This is a genomic window from Pseudomonas sp. NFX1, from assembly GCF_051123555.1.
Lineage (GTDB): Bacteria > Pseudomonadota > Gammaproteobacteria > Pseudomonadales > Pseudomonadaceae > Aquipseudomonas > Aquipseudomonas capeferrum.
Genome location: NZ_CP169366.1, coordinates 5,212,194 through 5,238,596, shown reverse-complemented (window position 1 = coordinate 5,238,596; position 26,403 = coordinate 5,212,194). Strand labels below are relative to the sequence as shown.

At 64.2% G+C, this 26,403-nt stretch carries 24 protein-coding genes; 7 read left to right on the top strand and 17 right to left on the bottom strand.

What is annotated here, in order from left to right:
- Positions 1–38 precede the first annotated feature (38 nt).
- Genes miaA through DJ563_RS23490 form a run of 5 tightly spaced genes read right to left on the bottom strand, consistent with a single transcriptional unit; the run spans position 39 to position 5,673 of the window.
- Positions 39–1,010, bottom strand: coding sequence for a tRNA (adenosine(37)-N6)-dimethylallyltransferase MiaA (gene miaA / locus DJ563_RS23510; protein ID WP_047582306.1), 972 nt, complete (start codon positions 1,008–1,010; stop codon positions 39–41).
- 1 nt (position 1,011) lies between these two features.
- A complete protein-coding gene (gene mutL, locus DJ563_RS23505; RefSeq protein ID WP_274098728.1) occupies positions 1,012–2,910 on the bottom strand; it encodes a DNA mismatch repair endonuclease MutL in 1,899 nt (632 codons plus the stop codon).
- Positions 2,907–4,340, bottom strand: a complete 1,434-nt coding sequence (locus DJ563_RS23500; RefSeq protein ID WP_156311294.1) for an N-acetylmuramoyl-L-alanine amidase — start codon at positions 4,338–4,340, stop codon at positions 2,907–2,909. The genes mutL and DJ563_RS23500 overlap by 4 nt, the downstream gene beginning before the upstream one ends.
- Before the next feature lie 20 nt (positions 4,341–4,360).
- A complete protein-coding gene (tsaE, locus tag DJ563_RS23495) occupies positions 4,361–4,825 on the bottom strand; it encodes a tRNA (adenosine(37)-N6)-threonylcarbamoyltransferase complex ATPase subunit type 1 TsaE (RefSeq protein WP_033701813.1) in 465 nt (154 codons plus the stop codon).
- Entirely contained in the window at positions 4,813–5,673 is an 861-nt protein-coding gene (locus DJ563_RS23490) for an NAD(P)H-hydrate dehydratase (RefSeq protein WP_434518418.1), read from the bottom strand. Before DJ563_RS23490 ends, tsaE begins: the two co-directional genes overlap by 13 nt.
- Before the next feature lie 65 nt (positions 5,674–5,738).
- Between DJ563_RS23490 and queG the strand changes: the two genes are divergently transcribed.
- Positions 5,739–6,803, top strand: a complete 1,065-nt coding sequence (queG, locus tag DJ563_RS23485) for a tRNA epoxyqueuosine(34) reductase QueG (RefSeq protein WP_434518417.1) — start codon at positions 5,739–5,741, stop codon at positions 6,801–6,803.
- Positions 6,804–6,828: 25 nt separating this feature from the next.
- On the opposite strand, the gene DJ563_RS23480 is transcribed toward queG, so the two are convergent.
- Together DJ563_RS23480 and orn are read right to left on the bottom strand one after the other, a co-directional pair.
- Entirely contained in the window at positions 6,829–7,440 is a 612-nt protein-coding gene (locus DJ563_RS23480; protein WP_033701817.1) for a trimeric intracellular cation channel family protein, read from the bottom strand.
- A gap of 91 nt (positions 7,441–7,531) precedes the next feature.
- Complete coding sequence (orn, locus tag DJ563_RS23475) at positions 7,532–8,074, bottom strand: oligoribonuclease (RefSeq protein ID WP_033701818.1); 543 nt, start codon at positions 8,072–8,074, stop codon at positions 7,532–7,534.
- A 141-nt stretch (positions 8,075–8,215) separates the two neighbouring features.
- Here orn and rsgA point away from each other — a divergent pair, with 141 nt between their 5' ends.
- Positions 8,216–9,247: a small ribosomal subunit biogenesis GTPase RsgA gene (rsgA, locus tag DJ563_RS23470; RefSeq protein WP_186652753.1), complete on the top strand. Its 1,032-nt coding sequence runs from the start codon at positions 8,216–8,218 to the stop codon at positions 9,245–9,247.
- Positions 9,248–9,369: 122 nt separating this feature from the next.
- Complete coding sequence (locus tag DJ563_RS23465) at positions 9,370–9,849, top strand: molecular chaperone Tir (RefSeq protein WP_274098725.1); 480 nt, start codon at positions 9,370–9,372, stop codon at positions 9,847–9,849.
- A 116-nt stretch (positions 9,850–9,965) separates the two neighbouring features.
- Here DJ563_RS23465 and motB read toward each other — a convergent pair whose 3' ends face one another.
- Positions 9,966–10,991 (bottom strand): flagellar motor protein MotB, encoded by a 1,026-nt coding sequence (gene motB / locus DJ563_RS23460; protein ID WP_274098724.1) that lies wholly within the window; start codon positions 10,989–10,991, stop codon positions 9,966–9,968.
- Positions 10,992–10,994: 3 nt separating this feature from the next.
- Positions 10,995–11,846, bottom strand: a complete 852-nt coding sequence (gene motA, locus DJ563_RS23455; RefSeq protein WP_033701822.1) for a flagellar motor stator protein MotA — start codon at positions 11,844–11,846, stop codon at positions 10,995–10,997.
- Positions 11,847–11,976: 130 nt separating this feature from the next.
- Between motA and DJ563_RS23450 the strand changes: the two genes are divergently transcribed.
- Genes DJ563_RS23450 through asd form a run of 3 tightly spaced genes read left to right on the top strand, consistent with a single transcriptional unit; the run spans position 11,977 to position 15,239 of the window.
- Positions 11,977–13,512: an HDOD domain-containing protein gene (locus DJ563_RS23450; RefSeq protein ID WP_434518416.1), complete on the top strand. Its 1,536-nt coding sequence runs from the start codon at positions 11,977–11,979 to the stop codon at positions 13,510–13,512.
- A gap of 44 nt (positions 13,513–13,556) precedes the next feature.
- Complete coding sequence (locus tag DJ563_RS23445; RefSeq protein ID WP_274098723.1) at positions 13,557–14,366, top strand: rhodanese-like domain-containing protein; 810 nt, start codon at positions 13,557–13,559, stop codon at positions 14,364–14,366.
- A 9-nt stretch (positions 14,367–14,375) separates the two neighbouring features.
- The gene (gene asd, locus DJ563_RS23440) at positions 14,376–15,239 is read left to right on the top strand and encodes an archaetidylserine decarboxylase (protein ID WP_033701827.1); all 864 of its coding nucleotides are present in this window, start codon (positions 14,376–14,378) and stop codon (positions 15,237–15,239) included.
- A gap of 46 nt (positions 15,240–15,285) precedes the next feature.
- On the opposite strand, the gene serB is transcribed toward asd, so the two are convergent.
- Positions 15,286–16,500, bottom strand: coding sequence for a phosphoserine phosphatase SerB (gene serB, locus DJ563_RS23435; protein WP_274098722.1), 1,215 nt, complete (start codon positions 16,498–16,500; stop codon positions 15,286–15,288).
- 135 nt (positions 16,501–16,635) lie between these two features.
- On the opposite strand from serB, the gene DJ563_RS23430 reads away from it, so the two are divergent.
- Positions 16,636–18,099, top strand: coding sequence for a histidine kinase (locus DJ563_RS23430; RefSeq protein ID WP_434518415.1), 1,464 nt, complete (start codon positions 16,636–16,638; stop codon positions 18,097–18,099).
- 85 nt (positions 18,100–18,184) lie between these two features.
- Here DJ563_RS23430 and DJ563_RS23425 read toward each other — a convergent pair whose 3' ends face one another.
- The 7 genes from DJ563_RS23425 to cpdA form a co-directional block, all read right to left on the bottom strand.
- Complete coding sequence (locus tag DJ563_RS23425) at positions 18,185–18,895, bottom strand: PqiC family protein (protein WP_033701830.1); 711 nt, start codon at positions 18,893–18,895, stop codon at positions 18,185–18,187.
- Positions 18,896–19,068: 173 nt separating this feature from the next.
- On the bottom strand, positions 19,069–21,327 hold the full coding sequence (gene parC / locus DJ563_RS23420) for a DNA topoisomerase IV subunit A (protein WP_033701831.1): 2,259 nt from the start codon (positions 21,325–21,327) through the stop codon (positions 19,069–19,071).
- 10 nt (positions 21,328–21,337) lie between these two features.
- Positions 21,338–21,856, bottom strand: coding sequence for a retropepsin-like aspartic protease family protein (locus DJ563_RS23415; RefSeq protein WP_274097552.1), 519 nt, complete (start codon positions 21,854–21,856; stop codon positions 21,338–21,340).
- Positions 21,853–22,839: an esterase-like activity of phytase family protein gene (locus DJ563_RS23410; protein ID WP_274097551.1), complete on the bottom strand. Its 987-nt coding sequence runs from the start codon at positions 22,837–22,839 to the stop codon at positions 21,853–21,855. The genes DJ563_RS23415 and DJ563_RS23410 overlap by 4 nt, the downstream gene beginning before the upstream one ends.
- Positions 22,836–24,740, bottom strand: coding sequence for a DNA topoisomerase IV subunit B (gene parE, locus DJ563_RS23405; protein ID WP_033701834.1), 1,905 nt, complete (start codon positions 24,738–24,740; stop codon positions 22,836–22,838). The genes DJ563_RS23410 and parE overlap by 4 nt, the downstream gene beginning before the upstream one ends.
- A gap of 48 nt (positions 24,741–24,788) precedes the next feature.
- The gene (locus DJ563_RS23400) at positions 24,789–25,397 is read right to left on the bottom strand and encodes a YqiA/YcfP family alpha/beta fold hydrolase (RefSeq protein ID WP_274097550.1); all 609 of its coding nucleotides are present in this window, start codon (positions 25,395–25,397) and stop codon (positions 24,789–24,791) included.
- A gap of 151 nt (positions 25,398–25,548) precedes the next feature.
- The gene (cpdA, locus tag DJ563_RS23395) at positions 25,549–26,355 is read right to left on the bottom strand and encodes a 3',5'-cyclic-AMP phosphodiesterase (RefSeq protein ID WP_434518414.1); all 807 of its coding nucleotides are present in this window, start codon (positions 26,353–26,355) and stop codon (positions 25,549–25,551) included.
- Positions 26,356–26,403 lie beyond the last annotated feature (48 nt).

The following is a 26,403-nucleotide window of genomic DNA, read 5'->3' as shown; positions in this document are numbered from 1 at the left end:
CCGCCCCTTCGCAAGAATAGACGGCAATTAGCAGGGACTCAGCTCAATATGGAGACGCTTCCCAGGTATTTCAAGGTGCGGGACAGATTGTCGCAGGCCAGGCTGTCGAGCCAGTGGACGTCGGACCAGCCGCGCAACCAGGTGAACTGCCGCTTGGCCAGCTGGCGAGTGGCAATGATACCGCGTTCTCGCATCTCATTCTCACTTAGCCTGCCATCCAGGTAGTCCCAGACCTGCCTGTACCCCACTGCCCGTATAGACGGCAACCCGGCGTGCAAGTCACTTCTGGCTCGCAGCGATCGGACCTCGTCGATGAAGCCCTGTTCCAGCATCTGCGAAAATCGTAACGCAATTCGCTGATGCAAAATGTGACGATCTGTAGGAGCAATCGCCAAACTCGCGACAGTATAGGGCAAATGTCCGTCAGCGCCTGCGTCTGCGCCGCGACTTTCCGCGTATTGACGCTGGCGATGCGCCGTCATGCTCTCGCCACTGACCCGGTAAACCTCAAGTGCACGTATCAGCCGCTGCGGGTCATTCGGATGGATGCGCGCCGCTGATTCCGGGTCCACTTCGGCCAGCTGACGGTGCAATTCGGCCAGGCCCAGTTCGCGCGCCTGGGCTTCCAGCTCGGCACGCACACTGGCGTCGGCCGGCGGCATGTCCGCCAGGCCATCGATCAAGGCTTTGTAGTACAGCATGGTACCGCCGACCAGCAGCGGGATCTTGCCGCGCGCGGTGATTTCGGCCATGGCCTGCAAGGCATCGGTGCAAAAATGTGCAGCGGAGTAGCTTTCGGCCGGGTCGAGAATGTCGATCAACCGGTGTGGGTGAGCCGCCAGCAGCTCTTTGGAAGGCTTGGCGGTACCGATGTCCATGCCGCGGTAGACCAGCGCCGAATCGACACTGATCAGTTCGCACGGCAGGGCCTTGGTCAGCTCGATGGCCAGGTCGGTCTTGCCGGCCGCCGTCGGGCCCATGAGGAATATTGCTGGGGGCTTGCCGCTCATCTCATCGACCGCGCAGGAAAAGTTTGTCCAGGTCGTCCAGGCCCATCTGGGTCCAGGTCGGCCGGCCATGGTTGCACTGGCCGCTGCGCTCGGTGCTTTCCATGTCGCGCAGCAGTGCGTTCATCTCGGGGATGGCCAGGCGCCGGTTGGCGCGCACGGCGCCGTGGCAGGCCATGGTGCCGAGCAGTTCGTTGAGGTGCGCTTGAATACGGTCACTGGTGCCGTATTCCATCAGGTCGGCGAGCACATCCTGTACCAGGCGGTTGGCCTCGGCCTGCTTGAGCAACGCCGGGATCTGCCGGATCGCCAAAGTCTCGGGACCCAGGCGCTGCAGCTCGAAGCCCAGGCGCTGGAACCACTGGGCGTGTTCCTCGGCGCAGTCGGCTTCGCGCTGGCTCATCGCCAGCGATTCGGGCACCAGCAGTGGCTGACCGCTCAGGCCTTCACTGGCCATGGCCACCTTGAGCCGCTCGTACATGATCCGTTCATGCGCAGCGTGCATGTCCACCAGCACCAGGCCGACGGCGTTCTCGGCCAGAATATAGATGCCCTTGAGCTGGGCCAGGGCGTAGCCCAGCGGTGGAATGTCGCCCTGGCTTTCGGGCAGCGCCGACGGCGTCTCGGCGCCGTCGGCCAGCGGCTTGTAGAACTCGCGATAGACGGCTTGCGACTCGGCTGCCGGCAACGGCTGGGACGGGCGCGGGCTGTACTGGGACTGATAGCCCGCGCCACTGCCACCATTGGAAATCGAAAACTGCGGTGCCCGAGGCTGTTCAAGCACCGGCGAGGCCAGGCGCATCTCACCCTGAGGCCCGAACTCACCGGCCTGTTGGCCACTGGGGCGAACGATTTCGGCAACGGCGGCGGGCGCGGCCAATTGATCTTCCGGGCGCACATCGGCCAGAGCACGGTGCAAGGTACCGTAAAGGAAGTCGTGCACCGAACGCCCTTCGCGAAAGCGCACTTCGTGCTTGGTCGGATGCACGTTGACGTCGACGCCGTTGGGCTCAAGCTCCAGGAACAGCACGAAGGTCGGGTGCCGACCATTGAACAGCACGTCCCGGTACGCCTGGCGCACAGCGTGGGCCACCAGCTTGTCGCGTACCGCCCGGCCGTTGACGAAGAAGTACTGCAGGTCGGCCTGGCTACGCGAGAAGGTCGGCAGCCCTACCCAGCCCCACAGCCGCAGGCCATTGCGCTCGACATCGATGGGCAGCGCCTGCTCCATGAAGCCAGCGCCGCAAATGGCGCCGACCCGCCGCGCACGGGCGGTTTCATCATGGGCCTCGTGCAGGCTGAGGATGCTCTTGCCGTTGTGGCGCAGGTGGAAGCCGACATCGAAGCGGGCCAGGGCCAGGCGGCGGATGACTTCCTGCAGGTGGTCGAATTCGGTCTTCTCGGCCTTGAGGAACTTGCGCCGCGCCGGGGTGTTGAAGAACAGGTCACGCACTTCAACCGACGTACCGACCGGGTGCGCGGCAGGCTGCACGCGCGGGGTCATGTCGCGGCCTTCGGTCTCGACCTGCCAGGCCTCGCCGGCAGTGGCCGTGCGAGACGTCAGGGTCAGGCGCGCCACCGAGCTGATAGAGGCCAGGGCCTCACCCCTGAAACCGAGGCTCAGCACGCCTTCGAGGTCTTCCAGCTCACGGATCTTGCTGGTGGCGTGACGGGCCAGGGCCAACGGCAGGTCGTCGGCGGAGATCCCGCCGCCATCGTCGCGCACGCGCAGCAACTTGACCCCACCCTGCTCAACTTCGACATCGATGCGCCGGGCACCGGAGTCGAGGCTGTTCTCCAGCAGCTCCTTGGCCACCGAAGCCGGGCGCTCGACCACTTCACCGGCGGCAATCTGGTTAGCCAGCCGCGGGCTTAGCAGCTGGATGCGCGAACCACCATTCATTGCTGCGAAGCCAGTGTGGTGGCCGGCACATCGAGACGCTGGCCGACCTTCAGCTCATCGGTCTTGAGGCTGTTGGTGCTGCGCAGGCTGGCCACGCTGACCTGATAACGAACCGCAAGCATGGCCAGGGTTTCGCCAGGGCGCACGGTGTGCTCACGTGGGCCGGCAGCGATCTTGCCGGTGTCACGCAGCCAGGCGATGTAGGTGCCGGGCGGCGGATTCTGCTGGAAGAACTGCCGCACGCCGGTATGGATCGAGCGGGCCAGGGCCTGCTGGTGGCTGCGGGTAGCCAGTTTGGCCGCCTCGTTGGCATTGGAGATAAACCCGGTTTCAACGAGGATCGACGGAATATCTGGCGATTTCAGCACCATGAAGCCCGCCTGTTCCACCCGCTGCTTGTGCAGGGAAGTGACGCGGCCCATGTTGCCCAGCACCTTCTGCCCGACATTGAGGCTAGAGCTGAGGGTGGCGGTCATCGACAGGTCGAGCAACACGCCAGCCAGCATGCGGTCCTTGTCGTCGAGGCTGACGTTGCCAGCACCGCCGATCAGGTCGGAGCGGTTTTCCGTGTCGGCCAGCCAGCGCGCGGTCTCGGACGTGGCACCACGGTCGGACAGGGCGAATACCGACGCACCGAAGGCGGCCCTGGATGGCGCGGCGTCGGCGTGGATCGAGACGAACAGGTCGGCGCCCTTCTTGCGGGCGATCTCGGTGCGTTTGCGCAACGGGATGAAATAGTCACCGGTACGGGTCAGCTCGGCGCGGAAGCCCTTCTCGCTGTTGATCTGGCGCTGCAGTTCCTTGGCGATCTGCAGCACGATGTCTTTTTCGTGCTGCCCGCGCGAGCCGGAGGCGCCCGGGTCTTCACCGCCGTGACCGGCGTCGATGGCGACCACGATGTCACGCTTGCCACTAGGCACCGGTGGCAGCTTGATGGCCGGCTGGGCCGGGCTCACCGGCACGGCCGGCGTGGTCGCAGGCGTTTGTACTGGCACAGGCGGTGGGGTCGGCGTGCTGGCGGCGACGGCATCGGCCTCCTGGTCGTACAGGTCGACCACCAGGCGGTTACCGTACTGGGCATTGGGCGCGAGGGTGAAGCTCTTGGGTGTGACCGACTTTTTCAGGTCGACCACAACGCGCAGGTCGGTAGGCGTGCGCTGGGCCGAACGCACGCTGCTGATTGGTGTATTGGACGTGGCCACGTTCAACGGCGCGGCCAGGGTCGCGCCATTGATGTCGATGACCAGGCGATCAGGTGCGCTGAGGGTGAAGACACTGTGCTGCACGGGGCCAGACAGGTCGAAGACCAGCCGCGTGTTGTCCGGCGCGCGCCACAGGCGCACGCTCTTGACTTGTGTGACGGCCAGAGCCTCAACGGTCACCGTTGTCAGCAGCAGACCAACGATGGCGACCAGTGCGCGTATGCGCATACCTACCCCACTTTCTGTTTTTAGTGTTTGCCCAGTGCCACGCACCAGGCCTCGCCGCGAGCCCCCTGCGGCGAAAGGTTCAGCGAGCGTCCGCGCGCTTGGGGGCTTATGGTAATGGTCAGGTCAGGCTTTGGCAAAACGCCCGCACCCTTTTCTGGCCACTCGAACAGGCACAATGCATCGCCATCGAAGTAGTCACGAATGCCCATGTACTCCAGCTCCTCCGGATCGACCAGGCGATACAGGTCGAAATGGAAAGCGCGCACGTCTCCGATCTCGTAAGGCTCGACCACGGTGAAGGTCGGGCTCTTGACTGCACCAGTATGGCCCAGGCCGCGGATCAGGCCACGCGAGAGCGTGGTCTTGCCAGCCCCCAGGTCACCTTCGAGAAAAATCACGCCGTGACCGCCGGTCACTTCGGCAAGCCGCGCACCAAACGCGACCATGGCCGCTTCATCGGCCAAAAACAAGGTTAAGCCAGACACGCAGAATGCTCCTCCAACAACTCACGAATGACCGGCGCCAGATCACTGGCTGCCAAGCCTCTACCCTTGACGCCCAGGCGCTCACCGGCACAGGCATGCAGCCAGACACCCAGGCAAGCCGCCGGCCAGGCCGCCATGCCCTGAGCCAGCAGCGCCGCCAGCACGCCGGTGAGGACGTCGCCCAGGCCTGCACCGGCCATGGCTGGGTGCCCACGGTCACAGCGTGCCAATTGCCCGCCAGGGTCGGCCACCAGGGTGCCGGCGCCCTTGAGCACGCAGACGCTGGCATAGCGGCGGGCGAGCTTGCGAGCAGCGCCCGGACGGTCGGCCTGAACGGCCTCGGTGGAAATCCCCAGCAACCGCGCCGCCTCCCCAGGGTGCGGGGTCAAGATGCTGCCACTGGGCAGGGCCAGCGGCGTGCGCGCCAGCAGGTTCAACGCATCGGCATCCCACACCTGCGGGCGCTCGGCATTGGCCACTGCCGACAGCAGGCTGCGGCCCCATGCGCCCTGCCCCAGCCCCGGCCCGACCACCAGCACCGAGGCGCGCTCCAGCACGCCCATCAGCTGATTGGCCGAACTCACGCCCAGGCACATGGTTTCTGGCAGGCGGGCCAGGCTCGCACCGACATGTTCCGGCCGCGTTGCCACGCTGACCAGGCCCACGCCACAGCGCAGCGCCGCCTCGGCACTGAGCAGCACCGCGCCGCCGGTGCCGAGGTCGCCACCGACCACCAGCACATGGCCAAAATCACCTTTATGGGCATGCGCCTGCCTTGCCGGCAGGTGCGCGACGGTCACGCTGCTGAGCAGTTGCGGGGCATTACCTGGGTGTTTGGTCTGGGGCATGGGGTCAAAGGCTCCAATGTCTGGCAGAATTATACGCACCTGAGCCCGTATTGCCTTGCCCATCCATGTCCGCTTGCACACTTGACCTCGCCGCACTGGCCCAATCGATCAAGAATTGGGGCCGAGAACTCGGTTTTGCCCACGTCGGCATCGCCGGTGTGGACCTTGGCGAGCACGAACAACACCTGCAACGCTGGCTCGACGCTGGCTACCAGGGCGAAATGGAGTACCTGGCCGCTCACGACGGCAAGCGTGCCCACCCTGACCAGTTGATCCCCGGCACGGTACGGGTGGTGTCGCTGCGCATGGACTACTTGCCAGGCGACACGCAGATGGCGCAACGCCTGGCCCAGCCAGAAAAGGCCTACGTATCGCGCTACGCCCTTGGCCGCGACTACCACAAGCTGGTGCGCAAACGCGTGCAGCACCTGGCCGATCGCATCCAGGAAGACATTGGCCCGTTCGGTTACCGGGCGTTCGTCGACAGCGCCCCGGTGCTGGAAAAGGCAATTGCCGAGCAAGCCGGGCTGGGTTGGATCGGCAAGAACACCCTGCTGCTCAATCGCAAGGCCGGTAGCTATTTCTTCCTTGCCGAGCTGTTCGTCGACCTGCAGCTGCCGGTGGACGAAGCACATACCAGCGAGCACTGCGGGCGCTGCCAGGCGTGCCTGGACATCTGCCCGACCCAAGCATTTGTCGGCCCCTATGTGCTGGATGCCAGGCGCTGCATCTCGTACCTGACCATCGAGCTGAAGGGTGCGATTCCCGTCGAGTTGCGTTCGATGATGGGCAACCGAGTGTTCGGCTGCGATGACTGCCAGATCGTCTGCCCGTGGAACCGCTTTGCCCGGCCCACCCAGGAGAGTGACTTCCAGCCCCGGCATGGGCTGGAGAATGCCGAGTTGGCCGAGATGTTCCTGTGGGATGAAAAGACCTTTTTGCGCAAGACCGAAGGCGGGCCATTGCGGCGAGCGGGGTATGAACGCTGGCTGCGAAACCTGGCGGTGGGGTTGGGCAATGCCCCTTCGACGATTCCGGTGCTGGAGGCCTTGAAGGCCCGACGGGATGACCCGTCGGCACTGGTGCGTGAGCATGTAGAGTGGGCGCTGGCACGGCACGGACAGGTGTAGGTGGGGTCAGGCGGGCGAGGCCGCCTCACTGCTGGTCGTTGTAATGAAACTTGGGCATTTCCCAATGAAACCTGATCGCCAGCAAACGCAGCAGAAACCCGCCAAACAAGGTCAGCAACGTCGCCTGCTCCGCCGGCAGCTGAAAGTGCACGCAGCCCAGATAGAACCATGCCGCCGCAAACGACACGCTGGCATACAGCTCCCGGCGGAACACCAGCGGGATGTCGTTACAGAAGATATCGCGCAAGATCCCACCAAATACCCCGGTGATCACCCCGCTGATCGACGCCACCAGCATGCCCTGGCCCATCTCCAGCGCCGTCATGCAACCGATCAAGGTAAACGCCACCAACCCCAGGGCATCGAGCACCAGGAACAATGAACGCAGGCGGCGCATCATCGGTGCGATGAAAATCGTCAGCAGTGCCGCACAGCTGGTCAGTACCAGGTACTCCGGGTGCTTGACCCAGGTCAGCGGGTAGTGCCCAAGCAGCACGTCACGCACCGAGCCACCGCCCAGGGCGGTGACGCAGGCAATCAGCACCACGCCAAACCAGTCCATGCCGCGGCGGCCGGCAGACAAGGCACCGGTCATGGCTTCAGCGGTGATGGCAATGAGGTAGAGCATCAACAACATGGTGCGAGTCCGTGCGAGAAAGGCGCGCAGTCTAACCAGTTGCCCGAGGCACCAAAAGAGGGCGCAGACACAATATCCGCGCCCTTTCGGCTCACACCTTGATGAAGTGCTCGCGGTAGTGGCGCAACTCGGCGATCGACTCGCGGATATCGTCCAGCGCCAGGTGGGTGCCGCCCTTCTTGAAGCTGTCGCGAACATTCGGCGCCCAGCGTGCGGCCAGCTCCTTGAGGGTCGAGACGTCGAGGTTGCGGTAATGGAAGTAGTTTTCCAGGTTGCGCATATGGCGATAAAGGAAACGGCGGTCCTGGCAGATGCTGTTGCCGCAGATGGGCGACTTGCCTTTGGGTACCCACTGCTCGAGGAAGGCGATGGTCTGCGCCTCGGCCTCGGCCATGCTGACGCGGCTTTCGCGCACACGCTGGGTCAGGCCCGAGCCGCCGTGGGTACGGGTGTTCCACTCGTCCATGCGCGCCAGCACTTCGTCACTGTGGTGAATGGCGATCACCGGGCCTTCGGCCAAGGTGTTCAGATCGCTGTCGGTGACAATCGTGGCCATCTCGATGATGACGTCGCTGTCCGGATCCAGGCCGGTCATTTCCAGGTCGATCCAGATCAGGTTCTGTGGGTTATGCATGCAGGGGCTCCTCGTATAGGCCGTCATATTAGCCTAGCGGGGGCGGCCGGCGCATGCGCGGCGCAAAGGTAAGCCCAATGGTCGAGCGCCCGGCGTGCTAAACTGCCTGCCGTTTTCAATCTGTCCCAGCACGGAACCTTCATGGCCAAACGCCAGCTCAATCGTCGCCAAAACTGGCGTATCGAAAAAATCCAGAACGAGCGCGCCGCTCGCGCCGCCAAACGCGAGCAGCACACGCTGCAGGAACTGGAGGGCGGCGACCTGGGGCCAGAACAACTGGGCCTGGTGATTGCCCACTTTGGTGTGCAGGTCGAGGTCGAGGCCCAGGACGGCGATACGGCCGGCCAAGTGTTCCGTTGCCACCTGCGGGCCAACCTGCCCGCACTGGTCACAGGCGACCGTGTGGTCTGGCGTGCAGGTAACCAGGGCATCGGCGTGATCGTCGCGCAGATGCCGCGCAGCACCGAGCTGTGCCGGCCGAACAACCACGGCCAGCTCAAACCGGTAGCGGCCAACGTCGACCTGATCGTGATCGTCTTCGCGCCAGCGCCCGAGCCACACCCGAACCTGATCGACCGCTACCTGGTAGCCGCCGAGCATGCCGGCATCCGCCCGCTGCTTTTGCTGAACAAGGCCGACCTGATCAACGACGAGAACGGCCCGGCCCTGCATGCGCTGCTCGAAGTCTATCGCGACCTCGGCTACCCCTTGCTGGAGGTTTCTGCCCACCAGGGTGATGGCATGCAGCGCCTGCAGCAGATGCTGGACGGGCACATCAGCGTGTTCGTCGGCCAGTCGGGCGTGGGCAAGTCGTCCCTGGTCAACAGCCTGCTGCCGGCCGCCGACACCCGCGTCGGTGACCTGTCCGAGTGGTCGGGCCAGGGCACGCACACCACCACTACCGCGCGCCTGTACCACTTCCCCAACGGCGGCGACCTGATCGACTCGCCGGGCATTCGCGAATTTGGCCTGGGCCATGTCAGCCGCGATGACGTGGAAGACGGTTTCATCGAGTTTCGCGACCTGTTCGGCACCTGTCGCTTCCGCGACTGCAAGCATGACCGCGAGCCAGGCTGCGCACTGCTCCAGGCACTGGACGATGGCCGTATCAAGCAGCAGCGCATGAACAGCTACCGCTCGATCATCGCCAGCCTGCCGGAAGACAGCTACTGATCAGCCTGTTTTGTAGGAAGTATTACCGGGGCATGTAGGACCGCTCCGGTTTTACCGTCATCTATTGCCCCTTCTACTGCTTTCGCTGATGGTCATGCCTTCTATCAGGGAGGGCAACCGCCATGCCGGTTCTTATCAGCTACCGCCACGAAGAGCGGCTCGATGCGTTCATCCTCAATGAGCGCCTGCTGCTCGAAGGCATCGCTACCCAAGTGGTGCAGCTTGACAGCGAAGGGCAGACCCGCGATGACCTGCATGGCAGTTTCTGCCAGCAGATGAGCGATGCTACTCATTGGGTCGGGGTGCTCCCCGCCGACGCTGCCGAAGACTGGTGGACTGCTTGGCTGCTGGGGGCTGCGGCAATGGCCTGCCGCCGTATCAGCTTCTATCGCAAAGAACTAGCGCCACTACCGGAATGCCTGGGCAGGTGGCCGTGCATGCGTGAGCGGGCGCATATCGACCTGTTCGTGCGGGCCTATCATGACGAGCGCACGTTCGAGCGGGCCATGCCACTGCCGCCAGGGCGAGGGTTGGGTGCTGACAGGGATAATGCCGATTTCTTTCATGCCGATCTCAAGGCCAAGATCCGCCGGGGGTTTTGACGGCCATGTGATGGCTGGCACCGGCTTCGCCGGTGTTCGCGGGGCAAGCCCGCCCCCACAGAGGCACAGCTATCAATGCGATAACTGTTTCTCTATCGGAGCGGCTGCGCGAGGGGCTACTGCTCTTTGGCGTCGTCCATCTTCAGCGTCCCATCTTCGAAGATGTTTAGTTTCTCGCGCAGCTCACGCGGCTGCATCGGTGCCTGCTCGGCCTCTGGCACAGCCGGGGCCGAGGCGCCGGGGGCGGTGTCGGCAGGTGCTGCGGGCTCGGCCGGCGGCGCTTCGGGCGCGGCCTGCTCACCCTCGATGTTGCGCTGGGCCTTCTTGGTCAGCACGATGATGTCGATGCGCCGGTTGACCGGGTTGAACGGGTCCTTGCGGTCGAACAACGACGACGAGGCGTAGCCCACCACCCGGGCCACCTGCCCGTCCGGATAGCCGCCTGCGACCAGCGCGCGCCGCGCCGCGTTGGCACGGTTGGCCGACAGCTCCCAGTTGCCGAACTCACCGGTGCCGGCAAACGGCTTGGCATCGGTGTGGCCACTGATGCTGATCTTGTTCGGCACCGCCTTGATGGTGTCGGCCATGGCCAGCAGGATGTCCTCGAAATACGGCTGCAAACGCGCACTGCCGATGTCGAACATCGGCCGGTTCTCGGCATCCATGATCTGGATACGCAAGCCGTCCTGAGTGATCTCGAACAGAATCTGGTCCTTGAACTTCTGCAGCTGCGGGTTTTCCTCGACCTTGTTCTGCAGTTCCTGCAGCAACAGCTCGAGGCGCTCGCGTTCGACCTGCTCGGCCATGGTCTCGACCTGGTCCTTGCTCAGTTGCACGCTGGATTCAGGCGTCGGCTCGGACTTCACTTCAGGGTTGATGGTTTTTTCCGGTGCCATCTCGGGCGAACCGCCGAGGTCGATGACGTAGGGCGTGCCACTCTCGGAAAAGCCGATCGGGTCCTTGAAATAGCCGGCAATGGCGATCTTCTGCTCAGGCGTGGCTGTGGACAACAGCCAGAGCACCAGGAAAAACGCCATCATCGCCGTGGCGAAGTCGGCAAAGGCGATTTTCCAGGCGCCGCCATGGTGGCCGCCGCCGAAGCGCTTGACGCGCTTGATGATTATCGGCTGATTGTTCTCCATGACTCAGCGACCGCGAACCGCTTGTTCCAGCTCGGCAAAACTTGGGCGATGCTTGGGGTAAAGCACCTTGCGACCGAACTCGACAGCCAGGGACGGTGGCATGCCCGAGGCCGACGCGACCAGCGAGGCCTTGATCGACTCGTACAGGTTGATCTCTTCCTTGGCATCGTGCTCCAGGCACTTGGCCAACGGGCCGAAGAAGCCATAGGCCGCCAGGATACCGAAGAAAGTACCGACCAGTGCCGCACCCACGTGCATGCCGATGGCCGCCTGGTCGCCTTCGCCGAGCGAGGCCATGGTCACCACGATGCCGAGTACCGCCGCAACGATACCGAAGCCCGGCATGCCGTCGGCAATGCCGTTCACCGCATGGGAGGGGTGTTCGAGCTCTTCCTTCATGCTCAGCAGCTCCATGTCGAACAAGCCTTCGAGCTCGTGCGGGGCCATGTTGCCGGTGGACATGATGCGCAGGTAGTCGCAGACGAACGCGGTCATGCGCTCATCCGCCAGTACGGTGGGGTACTTGGCGAAGATCGGGCTGGCCGCAGCGTCCTCGATATCACTCTCGATGGCCATCATGCCTTCACGACGGCTTTTGTTGAGGATCTCGTACACCAGGCCCAGCACCTCCAGGTAATAGGCGTGGGTGAAGCGCGAGCCGAACATCTTCATCGACTTCTTGATGACGTGCATGGTCATGTGGCCAGGGTTGGCCTGCAAGAATGCACCGAAGGCCGCACCGCCGATGATCAGTACTTCGAACGGCTGGATCAGCGCCGCGATCTTGCCGTGGGAGAGCACGTATCCGCCGAGCACGCTCGCGAATACGACGATGATGCCGATAATTTTAGCCATAGGTTCAAAGCACTTGCTGTCGTGGTCAGGGTGAGAGACGGGAGCTTTAAAACTCTTCTTCTACTTATCGGCAGAACTGCGCCAGACTATAGCCACTCAAAGCGAAAAGCCAGTTCGGACTGATGTCAAAATGCCAATTGAAACCAAGGTGCCCGCTCAGCCGCCACGTACGTTAGAGGCCTGGGTAAAGCTGCTGGAGAGTGTTCGTATACCTGTGCCGAAACAGAGTTACGACCGGGTATTGGCTGCGATAAACGACAGCCGCCGCTCCCTGCGCGATATCGCCGAACTGATGCAGGATAGCCCGGCACTGGTGCTTTCGGTCATGCGTGAAGCCAATCACCCGGCCAACGCCAGCCAGGCCGAGCCCGCCGAGAGCCTGGAAATTGCCCTGAACCGGCTGGGCCTGACGCGTATCGAGCAGTTGCTCAAGCGCCTGCCCTCGCTGCCAGCCGACGAGGTCCCGCCGGTACTGGGCCAGTTCCAGCTGATCAGCCAGCACGCCTCGCAGCAAGCCAGTGGCCTGTTCGCCAGCCGCCTGGCGCGCTTGTGGCAAGAAATCCACTGGGGCAGCCTGCTGTTCCTCGCCCCGCTCTGGCCGCTGGCCCTGGCCTACCCGAAGCTGCTCGACACCTGGGAGCTGCGGGTTATCCACAAGGGTGAGAAAGCCGCCGAGGTGGAGCAGGAACTGTTCGGTGTGCGCATCATGGCGCTGTGCCAGACCATGGCCGAGTACTGGCGCCTGCCGCAATGGGTGACCCAGGGCTACCGCATGTTGCTGGATGAACGCGAGCAACTGGCGCAGGTGTTCAACATTGCCCGCGATCAGGACGTGCTGAGCCAGCAACACCGCCTGGATGAGGAGCCCGGCCTGCGCCGCTGGTTCAACCAGCCGGCCAATACCGTGCTGCTGGCCAACGGCCTGGCCCTGGCGGCGCAGGTGGGCTGGGACAACCCGCACCTGCTGCGCTGGCAGTTGCTGACCGCGCTGTACCTGCAGACGTCGCTGGATGACGTGCAGCAGCAGGTTCACCAACAAGCGGCGGCCAGCGCCCGGCGCCATGCCCACCAGGCGCTGTTCCACCCGGCCGAAGCGCTGATCTGGCCCTGGCAGCAACGCCGCCCCCACCCAGGCATGCTGGCGCCACCGCCGCCCAGCAGTGAAGAACTGAACCGCTGGCGCACGCTGTGCCAGGACCTGCTGGCGCAGCCAAGCCCGTTCACCAATACCGTGCACCTGGCCACCCAGGCCCGCGAGGCCCTGCTGGCCTGCGGCATGCAGCGCATCATGCTGCTGACCCTGGACAAGGCGAGCGACTACCTGCGCGTGCAGCAGACCGCCGGCCTGCCCAAGGAAGCCGCGGCCATGGCCTTGCAAGTGCCGCAAAGCAAGCTGCTGCAAAAACTGATGAGCAAGGCCGGGCAACTGCGCCTGACCCCGGAAAACCACGGCCAGTTCTCGGCCCTGCTGCCTGCACCGCTGCGCGCCCTCTTCCGCAGCGAGCACCTGCTGCTGCGCTCGCTGGCAGTCAACGACCAGGTCCTGATGCTGGCGGTGGCCGACCAAGGCGGCAACCCCCTGGCCGATATCAGCGTGCAAGCCTTTGGTAAAACCGCGCAATGCATCGAGCGCGCGCTGTCCGTGTTTGCCAACCGCAAGGGCTGAGCCTTGCGCTACAATCGCCCCTCTTTCCACACTGGAGACCGTGGATGACTGACTTTTCCGGCCTGCCCCTGGTGATCGAAGCCGCGGATCTCTTGCCGCGCCTGGGTTCACCGCACTTGATCCTGGTGGACCTGAGCAGCGCAAACCGTTATGTCAGCGGGCACATCCCCGGCGCCCGCTTCGTCGAAGGCAAGCGCACCCAGCTGGGCCTGCCACCAGCGCCGGGCCTGCTGCCGGCACTGGCCGACCTGGAAAAACTGTTCAGCGAGCTCGGTCATCGCGACGATGCCGTCTACGTGGTCTACGACGATGAAGGCGGGGGCTGGGCCGGGCGCTTCATCTGGATGCTCGACGTGATCGGCCACAAGGCCTACCACTACCTCAATGGCGGCATTCAGGCCTGGCCGGCGGACACGCTCTGCACCGACGTGCCGGCAAGCGGCAATGCCACCGTGCGCCTGCAGGTGCACAGTGAGCCAACGGCCACCCGCGAGTACCTGCAAAGCCGCCTGGGCGCCGATGACCTGGTCATCTGGGACGCCCGCGGCCCGCTGGAGTACAGCGGCGAGAAGGTGCTGGCGGCCAAAGGCGGCCACATCCCCGGCGCGGTCAATTTCGAGTGGACGGCCGGCATGGACCTCAACGACCACTTGCGCATCCGCCACGACATCGCCGAAGTCCTGCAAAAGCTGGGCATCACGCCCGACAAGGAAGTGATCACCCATTGTCAGAGCCACCGCCGCTCCGGTTTCACCTACCTGGTGGCCAAAGCCCTCGGTTACCCACGCGTCAAGGCCTACGCTGGCTCATGGAGCGAATGGGGCAACCACCCGGACACGCCTGTTGAAGTTTAAGGAACCTGCATGAAATCCCGTTTGTTCATCATCAGCCAGTACCTGCTGCCGCACCACCTGCTGTCGCGGCTGGCCGGCTGCATTGCCGAGTGCCGTGCACGCTGGTTCAAAAACGCCTTCACCGCCTGGTTTGCCAAGCGCTACCAGGTGAACATGTCCGAGGCCCTGGTCGAGGACTTGAGCGCTTACGAGCACTTCAACGCGTTCTTCACCCGCGCCTTGAAGCCCGGCGCCCGCCCGCTGGACGAAACCCCCGGTGCCATCCTGTGCCCGGCCGACGGTGCTGTCAGCCAGCTAGGCCCGATCGAGCACGGCCGCATCTTCCAGGCCAAGGGCCACGGCTACAGCGCCCTGGAGCTGCTGGGTGGCGACCCGGCCCTGGCCGCGCCGTTCATGGGCGGCGAATTCGCCACCATTTACCTGTCGCCGAAGGATTACCACCGCGTGCACATGCCGCTGGCCGGCACCCTGCGCGAGATGGTGTATGTACCGGGTCGCCTGTTTTCGGTGAACCAAACCACGGCCGAAAACGTGCCCGAGCTGTTTGCCCGTAACGAGCGCGTCGTCTGCCTGTTCGACACCGAACGCGGCCCGATGGCCGTGGTGCTGGTAGGTGCGATGATTGTTGCTTCGATCGAGACGGTCTGGGCCGGCCTGGTAACGCCGCCCAAGCGTGAGTTGAAGACCTTCCGTTACGACGAAGCCAGCCGTGCGCCGATCCACCTGGAAAAAGGTGCCGAGCTGGGCCGCTTCAAACTGGGCTCGACCGCCATCGTGCTGTTCGGGCCAGAGCAGGTGAAGTGGGCTGAAAGCCTGGGTGCCGGGTCGGCAGTGCGCATGGGCCAGCAGTTGGCAGCGCCTGCGCAGGCTTGATCGCCTTGTAGAAGCTGGGGCTGCTGTGCAGCCCCGGTCGTTCAGATCAACCGCGCGCGTCGCGGTCGCGCAGGCCCAGCAGATACAGCACCCCATCCAGCCCCAAGGTGGAAATCGCCTGCTTGGCCGATTGACGCACCAGCGGTTTGGCGCGGAAGGCCACGCCCAGGCCGGCCAGCGACAACATTGGCAGGTCGTTGGCGCCATCCCCCACGGCGATGGTCTGGTCCAGCTGCAAGCCCTCTTCGCGGGCCAGTTGCTGCAGCAGTTCGGCCTTGCGCTGAGCATCGACAATCGGCTCCACGGCAACGCCGGTCACCTTGCCGTCGACCACTTCCAGCTCATTGGCGAACACATAGTCGATACCCAGGCGCGCCTGCACCTGCTTGGCGAAGTACGTGAAGCCACCGGACAGGATCGCAGTCTTGTAACCCAGGCGCTTGAGCTCGGCGAACAGGTTCTCGGCACCTTCGGTCAGGCGTAGCGACGCACCGATCTCATCCAGCACCCCTACATCCAGGCCTTTGAGCAACGCCATGCGTTCCTTGAAGCTGGCGCGGAAGTCCAGCTCGCCCCGCATCGCCCGCTCGGTGATCGCTGCCACCTGCTCGCCAACGCCAGCGGCCTTGGCCAACTCGTCGATGACTTCGGCCTCGATCAGGGTCGAGTCCATGTCAAATACCGCCAGGCGGCGGTTGCGGCGGAACAGGTCGTCCTTCTGGAAAGCGATATCGACACTCAAGGCTTCTGCCAGGGCGAAGAAATCTGCACGCAATGCCTGGGCATCGCTCGGCACGCCGCGCACAGAGATCTCGATGGCTGCCTTGCCCTTCTCGGTCTCGGCATCCAGCCCCACGCGGGCGGACAGGCGTTCGATGCGCTCGATGGTCAGGCCGTACTGGCTGATGACCGCACTGACGCGCTGCAACTGCTCAGGGGTGATCTTGCGGCTGAGCAGGGTGACGATATGACGCGCCTCACCGTGGCCATCGGCCCAATGCTGGTAATCCGCCTCGGATATCGGCGTGTAACGGGCCTGCAGATTCAGTTCGTGGGCCTTGGCCTGCACGCTTTGCAGCAGGCGAGTGGCCACTTCGTTGTCCGGGATATCGACCAGAATGCCGAACGACAACGTGCCGTGCATGACCGCCAGGCCGATGTCGAGAATGCTCACACCGCCCTGCAGCAGGACGCCAGTGATGGCCGCAGTGAGACCGGGACGGTCTTCACCTGTGATGTTGATCAGGACGATTTCGCGCAAGACCGGACTCCGACTTCGATGAAAAATGCGCATTCTACCGATTTTCAGTGACCATCGGGCGCGAACGATGCTTTGCCGACAAAACCGGTGTCGCTATACTGCCCAACACTTTTATGCCATTAAGAGCCGAGCGCTGTGAACCGGCCCACCCCCGTCAAGCCAGACAACTTCTTCCTGATGATCTATCGTGCCCTGAGTCAACGTCGCGTCCCTCTGGCGCTACGCATCGCCTGCACCAACATATTCCTGGTGGCACTGGCGCTGGTCATCTATGCCTGTGTGATGGGCCTGCAGTTCAAGCAGGCCATGCACGAGCAGGCCGACGCGCTCGGCCAGAGCCTGACCACGCAGACGGCCACGTCGGCCACCGAGCTGTTGGTGTCCAACGACATCCTCAGCCTCAACGTGCTGCTGGGCAACCTGGTGAAAAACCCGCTGGTGGCCCATGCGGCCATCTACAGCGTGGACAACCGCATCCTTGCCGAGGCCGGCCAGCGCCCGCGCAACAGCCTGCTGGGCGAAGCCGAAGGCCTGTACCAGACCAAGATCACCTTCCAGGACGTCACGGCAGGGCAACTGCGCATCAGCCTGGACATGAGCCAGTTCCAGCAGCCGATGCTGATCAGCCTGCAGAGCATGGGCATCCTCGCCGCCATCCTGCTGGCCCTGGCGCTGAGCCTGAGCCTGCGCCAGGCGCGCCATATCACCACACCGCTGCTGCAGTTGCGGGTGTGGCTGCGCGACCCGCAGCCCTATACGCCGGCCACCGACCGCCAGGACGAGATCGGCGATATTGCCCGCCAGCTGCACACTCGCCTGGCTCCGCCGCCGCCACCTGAGCCAGAGCCGGAAGAAGAGGACGACGAAGACGACTTCGACGACCTGCACGATCACGCGCCGGCCCCTAAGACTGCGCCGCGCGCCAAGGTTGTCGCCCAGGCTGACGAAGAGGACGACGATGCCTTTGCCGGGCTGCTGGACAACGACGAAAGCGCGCCCAAGCCTGTGCCATACGATTCGGACGAGCCGCAGAACAGCGCCGTACTGGCCGTTCAGCTCGGCTCCCAGGAGCAGCTGCGCCGCCTGCCGCGCACGCGCCTGACCGAATTATTGGAGCGCTACCGCGACTGCCTGGAGCAAGCCGCTTCGCTGTATGACGGTGAAACCCACACGCTCAACGACGGCAGCACCTTGGTGCTGTTCCACAGCCGCGACTGTGGCGAGGACTACCTGACCAATGCGATCTGCTGTGGCGAATTGCTGCGTGCACTGGGCCATGCCTTGCAGATCGAGGTGGCCGACAGCGGCATTACCCTGCAACTGCAACTGGGCCTGGCACTGGGTAACGACCTGCAAGGGTTGGAGCTGGTCGACCTGCTGATGGCAGAAAAAGCCCAGGATGCCCTGGCGCTGTCGCAGCACAGCCGTAACCTACTGCTGGTGGAGCGCCAGATCAGTGATGACGCGCTGATTCGTCAGCGCGCGCGGATTCGCCCGATTGCCAGCCCGGAAGGCGCTTGCTGTGTAGAGCGGTTGATGGAGCCGTATCCGTCGATGCTGGAGCGGCAATTGGCGCGGATGCACGAGCGCCGGGCCTGACACAAAGGCCGCTCCTACAAAGGATCGTGCAGCAGATACAAAAAAGCCCGCATCGATGCGGGCTTTTCTGTATCTGGCGGAACCATCAGAACCGATAGACTTCCATATCGGTACGAATCGGCGAAGCCATCGGGATCTTGGACTTCTCGGGTGCCTTCTTGACCTGTACCGGCGCAGCGGGCTTTTTCGGCGCCTCTTCGGCAATGGCTGGCTGATTGGCCAGCGGCTTGACCGCCGTGCTCAGCTGTTCGGCCAGCTTTTGCAGCAGTTGCCCTTGAGCCTGCACCTGCGACGCTTCGCTGCCCTCATGCTGCTGCTCGAGGTGAACGATGCGGTTGTCACGCACATGGCCACGACGGTCGAGCAGGCGCCATTGGGCGTCCAGAATCGCCGGTTGGTCCTTGCCCGAGTCCAGGCGGGTAATCGACAGCAACACTTGCACGTCCGGGCTGAAACCAGTGGTCGCCGGGGCCAGCACCACGCGCTGGCTATCCAGCCGCCAGGCCAGCTGGCGAACCAGCAACTGGTCAATGTCCGACGAGAGGCTGCCGGCCCAACGACCGTCGGTCGCCGAACTCAGGCTGCCATCGGCCTGACGCTGCAGGAACGTCTCGCGTTGCAGGTAATCGGCAACCGATACCGGGCCGAGCACCACGGCCATGCCCGCGCTTTGCGACGGCTGGCCAGGATCACCGCTGTCGAGCTGGTACAAGGCCACAGGCTGATGCATGCTGCATCCGCCCAGCCCCAGAAGGCCCGTCATCAACAGCGCAAATGGAAGGCGCAGAAGTTTCATCATCCCATCCAGGCGGTCGCCACAGGCAGACCGCAGTGATACTCATGTAGATTCAATCGGGCACACGGCCACGCCGGCACCGCAAGGGCCATATCATCCGCGAAATAGCTGTCCGACTCCAGCATTTCTGCCCGGAACGGCCTTGAAATTGCCGTTCCAGACATTTCAGCAGCTTACGCCGGGCCTTCCACCTGCAACCCATCGACGCGCTGGAAGCCGCGTGGCAGCTTGCTGCCGCGCCGGCCCCGTTCGCCCTTGTAGTGCTCCAGATCGTCCGCTTTCAGCGATAGCGTACGCTTGCCGGCTTGCAATACAAGGGTCGCGCCTTCAGGGATTACCGCAAGGTCGGTGACAAATTCTTCACGACTGGCCACCCGATCGCCAGGCACGCCGATGATCTTGTTGCCCTTGCCTTTGCCCAACTGCGGCAAGTCGCTGACCTTGAACACCAGCAGCCGGCCCTCGGTGGTGACTGCCGCCAGCCAGTCCTGCTCGCGGTTGGCCACCGGGCGCGGGGTCATGACCTTGGCCCCATTGGGCAGGCTGAGCAGGCCTTTACCGGCCTTGTTCTTGGCCTGCAAGTCTTCGCCCTTGACCACGAAGCCGTAACCGGCATCCGACGCCACCACATACAGCGCATCGTCCTCAGGTAGCAGCACACACTCGAAGGTCGCCCCAGGTGGCGGCGCCAGGCGGCCCGTCAGCGGCTCGCCCTGCCCCCGCGCCGACGGCAAGGTATGCGCGGCCACCGAGTAGCTGCGGCCAGTGGAGTCGATCAATACGGCAAACTGGTTGGAGCGCCCGGCGGCTGCAGCCTTGAAGCCATCGCCAGCTTTGTACGAAAGGCCGGTGGCGTCGATGTCGTGGCCCTTGGCGCAGCGCACCCAGCCCTTTTCCGACAGCACAACGGTGACCGGCTCGGTCGGCATCAGCTCGTTTTCCGACAGCGCCTTGGCTTCTGCACGCTCGACGATCGGCGAGCGGCGGTCGTCGCCGTAGGTTTCGGCGTCCTTGATCAGCTCGCTGCGCACCAGCTTGCGCAGTTTGGCGTCGCTGCCGAGCAGGGCCTGCAGCTTGGCCTGCTCCTTGAGCAGTTCGTCCTGCTCGCCGCGAATTTTCATCTCTTCAAGGCGCGCCAGCTGCCGCAGGCGGGTCTCGAGGATGTAGTCAGCCTGGATTTCGGTCAGCTCGAAACGCTCGATCAGCGCCTGCTTGGGATGCTCCTCGGTGCGGATGATATGAATCACTTCATCCAGGTTGAGGAAGGCAGTCAGCAAGCCTTCGAGCAGGTGCAGGCGCCTCTGCACCTTGTCCAGGCGGTGCTGCAGGCGGCGGCGGACGGTGTTGGTACGAAACTCCAGCCACTCCAGCAACAGTGCTCGCAGGTTCTTCAACTGCGGCCGGCCGTCCAGGCCGATGATGTTGACGTTGACCCGGTAGCTGCTTTCCAGGTCGGTGGTGGCGAACAGGTGCTGCATCAGCTCGTCGGCATCCACCCGGTTGGAGCGCGGGATGATGACGATACGGCACGGGTTCTCGTGGTCCGACTCGTCACGCAGGTCGGCCACCATCGGCAGCTTCTTCGCCTGCATCTGGGCGGCGATCTGCTCCAGCACCTTGGCCCCGGAGACCTGGTGCGGCAGCGCGGTGACCACCACGTCGCCGTCTTCGACGCGATAAACGGCACGCATGCGGATCGAGCCGCGGCCGCTTTCGTAGATTTTCAGGATCTCGGCGCGGGGCGTGATGATTTCGGCTTCAGTCGGGTAGTCCGGGCCCTGGATATGCTCGCACAACTGCTCGATGGTAGCCTTGGGCTCGTCCAGCAGGCGCACGCAGGCACTGGCCACTTCACGCAGGTTGTGCGGCGGCACGTCGGTGGCCATGCCCACGGCGATGCCGGTGGTGCCGTTGAGCAGGATGTTGGGCAGGCGCGCCGGCAGTACTGCGGGCTCCTGCAGGGTGCCGTCGAAGTTCGGCACCCAGTCCACGGTGCCTTGGCCCACTTCGTTGAGCAACACTTCGGCGTAGCGCGACAGGCGCGCCTCGGTGTAACGCATGGCAGCGAACGACTTCGGATCGTCCGGTGCACCCCAGTTGCCCTGGCCATCGACCAGGGTGTAGCGGTAGCTGAACGGCTGCGCCATCAACACCATGGCTTCGTAGCAGGCCGAGTCGCCGTGGGGGTGGAACTTGCCGAGCACGTCACCGACGGTACGCGCCGACTTCTTGTGCTTGGCATCGGCATCGAGCCCCAACTCGCTCATGGCGTAGATGATGCGTCGCTGCACCGGCTTCAGGCCGTCGCCGATGTGCGGCAGGGCCCGGTCCATGATCACGTACATGGAGTAGTTGAGGTAGGCCTGTTCGGTGAAGTCAGCCAGCGAGCGGCGTTCGACGCCGTCGAGGCTGAGTTCCAGTGGGTCGCTCATGCGGGCCTCGTCATTTCAGGTTCTGGCGCAACAGCATGGTGCCGCCGCGCTGGGTAAATTCAAGCTGTTTCAGGGCGCTCATGCCCAGCAGCACGGTCTGGCCGTCCAGGCCTGGCACCACGGTTGCGCGCACGCCCTGTAAACGGATATCGCCCAGTTGCAGGGTATTCAAACGGGTGCGGTAGCCTTCGGTGCGGCCATTTGCGGTGCTGAGCAGCACCGGGCTGCCTCGCGCCAGGTCCAGCTCGCTGGCCAGGGCCTCGGGGATCGCCACGTCCGTGGCCCCGGTGTCGAGCATGAAATGCACCGCCTGGCCATTGATCGCGCCATCCACCACGAAATGCCCCTGGCCATTGCTCAGCAGGCGCACCTCGATAAAGCCTTCGCCGTGCTCGGAGCGCACCTGGGCATTGGGATTGCGCTGGCTATCTTCCCATTGACCGAAAAAGCGCGTGGCAAGGAACAGCGCCGCCGCCCAGGCGACGATCATCAGTACCTTGCCAGCACGCTTGCCCGGTGCCTGGCTCATGGTTTGGCGCTCCAACCGCCCTCTGGCGCTTCGAAGCGCCAGACAATCGGCCGCACCTCGCCATCGGCGCGGCGGCCATTGTTGTTGTCCAGGCCAATCCAGGCGCCTTTGGCGTCGATCACCAGGGCTTCTGCCAGGCCGAACGGCTGATCATAGCGGCGAGCATCCACCAGCGCATCGGCGGCAAACGACCAGCAACGCTCGACCTTGCCGCTGTCGGCGTCGCGGCGACAGATGCGGTAGGCGTTACGCTCAAGGGTAAACAGCTTGCCCTCGAACCAGGCCAGGTCGGCGAAGTCACGCGACAGCGCGCGCGCGTTGGGCATCTGCGGCGGTTGCATCTCGACCCCGGCCTCGCTCAGCAGCACGCAGCTGCGCCCGCACGTCCATACCGATTGCTGGCGCTCGATCGCCACCAGCCCCCGGCGCTCGCGCTCGGCGGCAAGCCAGATGCGGTCGCCCGCCGGGTTGATCGCCAAGCCTTCGAACAAGGCATTGAAGTTCAGCAGCATGCCGCTGGCCCGGGCCTGTCGTACCATGGCCGAGTCGATCTTCAACCAGTCCGGCTCGCCTTCGACGGGGACCTGCAAGACAGCAGCGTGGGCCTCACTGACCAGATAAAGGTTACCGGCCTGGTCACAGGTGATGCCTTCGAAGTCCAGTTCACCACCGCGGACATAGGACGCCGCCCAGTTGCGCGACTTCAGCCCCCACGGCAAACCGCTCTCCGGTACCGGCGGCGGGTTGAAGGTCAGCGGTTGAGCGCGCCACACGGCATTTTGTTGATCGAACCGGTAAACGCGGTCGTCGTCACGGTCGGAAACGCCCCATAGCCCGCCTCGGCACTGGGCCAGGCCAGACAGGTTGCCGCCGCGCATACCCTCGATCGGGTGCTCGGCGGCCATCTTCAACTGCGGCCAGTTGCCCGCCAAACTCGGCAAGGCAAACAGTGCAAGGCAAGTGGCAAGTAGCAGCCGAATCAAACCATGACCTCGGCCAGGTTGCCTTTGGTTTCCAGCCAGCTCTTGCGATCACCGGCGCGCTTCTTGGCCAGCAGCTTGTCCATCAGCTCGCAGGTGGCCTCGACGTCTTCCAGGGTCAGCTGCACCAGGCGCCGGGTGTTCGGGTCCATGGTGGTTTCGCGCAGCTGTGGCGGGTTCATCTCGCCCAGGCCTTTGAAGCGCGTGACTTGCGGCTTGCCGCGCTTCTTCTCGGCCACCAGGCGGTCGAGGATGCCATCACGCTCGGCTTCGTCGAGGGCGTAGTAGATTTCCTTGCCCAGGTCGATGCGGTACAGCGGCGGCATGGCCACGTAGACATGGCCGGCCTCCACCAGGGGGCGGAAGTGCTGAACGAACAGCGCGCACAGCAAGGTGGCGATGTGCAAGCCGTCGGAGTCGGCGTCGGCGAGGATGCAAATTTTGCCATAGCGCAGTTGCGACAGGTCGGCGGCGCCGGGGTCGACGCCGATGGCCACGGCAATGTTGTGCACCTCCTGGCTGGCCAGGACTTCGCCGCCGTCCACTTCCCAGGTGTTGAGGATCTTGCCGCGCAGCGGCAGGATCGCCTGGAACTCCTTGTCCCGCGCCTGCTTGGCCGAGCCACCGGCCGAGTCACCCTCGACCAGGAACAGCTCGGCGCGCATCGGGTCCTGGCCTGCGCAATCCGCCAGCTTGCCTGGCAGCGCCGGGCCCTGGGTGATGCGTTTGCGTTCGACCTTCTTGCTGGCCTTGAGACGACGGCCGGCGTTGCTGATGGCCAGTTCAGCCAACTGCATGCCCAGCTCGGGGTGGGCGTTGAGCCACAGGCTGAAGGCGTCCTTGACCACACCGGAAACAAACGCGGCCGCCTCGCGGGACGACAGACGCTCTTTGGTCTGCCCGGAGAACTGCGGCTCCTGCATCTTCATCGAAAGCACGAAGGTGATGCGCTCCCAGACGTCTTCCGGCGCCAGCTTGACGCCGCGCGGCAGCAGGTTGCGGAATTCGCAGAACTCGCGCATGGCATCCAGCAGGCCCTGGCGCAGACCGTTGACGTGGGTGCCGCCCTGGGCGGTAGGGATCAGGTTGACGTAGCTTTCCTGAACGCTGTCACCGCCTTCGGGCAGCCACAGCAAGGCCCAGTCCACGGCTTCCTTGTTGCCAGCCAGGCTGCCGCAGAACGGCTCGTCCGGCAGGCGCAGGTACTCGCTGACCGAGTCGACCAGGTACGAACGCAGGCCGTCCTCGTAGTGCCACTCGACCTTCTCGCCGCTGCCCTTGTCCTCGAAACTGACCAGCAGGCCCGGGCACAGAACGGCCTTGGCCTTGAGCACATGCTTGAGGCGGCTGATGGAGAATTTAGGCGAATCGAAATACTTCGGGTCGGGGCTGAAGTACACGCTGGTGCCGGTATTGCGCTTGCCGACCGAGCCGACCACTTCCAGCTCACTGGCCTTGAAGCCATCGGCGAAGGTCATCTGGTACTCGTTGCCGTCACGCTTGACGCGCACGCGCACCTGGGTCGACAGGGCGTTGACCACCGAAATACCCACGCCGTGCAGGCCGCCGGAGAACTGGTAGTTCTTGTTGGAGAACTTGCCGCCGGCGTGCAGCTTGGTAAGGATCAGCTCGACCCCGGACACGCCTTCTTCCGGGTGAATGTCCACCGGCATGCCGCGGCCGTCGTCGCTGACTTCCAGCGAGTGGTCGGCGTGGAGGATGACCTGCACCGAACGGGCGTGACCGGCCAGGGCTTCGTCGACGCTGTTGTCGATGACCTCCTGGGCCAAGTGGTTCGGTCGGCTGGTATCGGTGTACATGCCCGGTCGCTTGCGGACCGGATCAAGGCCCGAGAGGACTTCGATGGCGTCTGCGTTATAGGCGCTAGCGCTGGGATTGGCCATGGGGTCTCGTCGTCAGTCAGGTGAATGCAAAAGGTCAGAGTACAAAAGTCAGAGCACAGAAAAGTCGAGCGCCGCATACAAACTGGGGGCAACACCGGCGAAGGCCAGCATCGCCGGCAAGTGCTCGACGAAGCCCTGGAAGCTGTGGTCGCCACCGGCCTGGATACGCAGGGCACAAGCACGGTAATAGCGCTCGGCGTGGCGATAGTCCAGGGTTTCATCGGCGGTCTGCAACCACACTTGATAGCGGTTGGCATCCACGGGGGCGGGCACTTCCAGCTCGGCCAGGGCCTGCACGTGATCGTGAGTCAGCTCCCAGGCCTCATCGGTGTAGAGGTTGCGCTGGGTGCCGAGGTAGCCATCGAACAACCGGTGCGGTGCCACTGCCGGGTTGATCAGCAGGGCCTTGAGGCCATGGCGCTCGGCCAGATAGGTGGCATAGTAGCCGCCGAGCGAACTGCCGACCAGCAGGGGCGCGCCCAACTCCGCGATAGCGCCTTGCAGTTGGGCAATGGCCTGGCGCGGGTGATGGTGCAAGGCCGGTACGCGCAATTGCTCGGACAACCCCAGCTGCTGCATGACGGCCTCGAGCTGGCGCGCCTTCTTCGACAGCGGCGAGCTGTTGAAGCCATGGATATAGAGGATGGAACCCGACATGCTGCCCCCGGAATCTGTGGCTTCGCGCCCAATCTGGCAGGCGCAGGGACGCGCAGTGTAGCGCGTTCGCCGGGTTTTGACGCAGCGGCGGGGTTTTCGCAACAATTTCTTCGGCAACCTGAGGGGCCGCTGCGCAGCAGCCCCAAGGCCGTCAATACCCCGGGCTGTCGAAGTCCAGCTTCACGTCGAAGTCCCGCGCCCGCTCTACACCAGTCTCCAACCGCCCGTCGGCGTGCAGACGCAGCCAGCGATAGCCCGGCTGTTCCTCGCTCACCTTGAAGTCCTCGCTGTGCGCCGCGAACTGAATGCAGGTAGACGGCGTGGCCAGCAAGCGCAACCCCTCGCGCATTTCATCCCACGGCTGGTGGACATGCCCCCAAAGCAGCCCGCGCACCTGTGGATAACGTTCGACGATGCCGAACAGCGCCTGGGCATTGCGCAGGCCGATCGGGGCGATCCAGGCGCAGCCGATGTCCACCGGCTGATGATGGAAGCACACCAGGCAATGGCGTTCGCCCGCCGTCTTCAATGCACCCTCAAGCAGGCTCAGCTGAGCCTCTTCGAGCAGGCCATGGGTCGCGCCGGCCACCGCAGAATCGAGCATCACGATGCGCCAGCCACCGATATCGGTAACCGCTTGCACCAGGTCCGTGCCTTGCGCGATGTCGGCCATCACCCTGGCTTCGTCATGGTTGCCCGGCAACCAGCGCGTCGCTACGCCAAACCCTGCGGTCAGCTCGCGGAACGCTTCATACGACGCCACGCTGGCGTCCTGGGAAAGGTCCCCCGTGCACAGCAGCAGGTCGATGGCCGGTTGCTCGCGCTGCACCTGGGCAACCACATGGCGCAGACTGTCCCGGGTGTTGAGACCCAGCAGGGTGCCGGCCGGGTCGGCGAACAGGTGGGCATCGGTGAGTTGCACCACATGCACGGGGTGGGTTGGGTCTAGGTGCGGCAACGGCCGTCTCCTCGAACGGATTCAGCACGAATTATGGCTGTGCAACGG